This is a genomic window from Absiella sp. AM29-15 (assembly GCF_003434225.1).
GTDB lineage: Bacteria > Bacillota_I > Bacilli_A > Erysipelotrichales > Erysipelotrichaceae > Hoskinsella > Hoskinsella hominis.
The window spans coordinates 4,900-5,110 of record NZ_QVFL01000036.1 but is presented as its reverse complement, the minus strand read 5'-3'; the positions used below and the strand labels follow the sequence as shown (position 1 = coordinate 5,110).

1 protein-coding gene is annotated in these 211 nt (G+C 26.5%); it reads right to left on the bottom strand.

Annotated features, from left to right (window positions below; all coding sequences use genetic code 11):
* Positions 1–211 (bottom strand): AAA family ATPase (locus DW761_RS20640; RefSeq protein WP_158553865.1); only part of this gene is annotated, 211 nt, incomplete at both ends.

The window sequence follows — 211 nt, the reverse complement described above, 5'->3', positions numbered from 1 at the left end:
TTGTTTAATCCTGAAAACAAGTTTTCTTTCGCAATTCTTTGAATACCAGTTAAGATTCCTTTATACAAATATTCATTATCTTTTAAAGCTGATGAAAGCATTCCAGTCAAAAGATCTTTTACATTTTCATAATACTTACCAGTCAATGCACTCATGAATGGTGTATCATATTCATCAATTAGGAATATAACATTTTTTTGATATTTTTTAC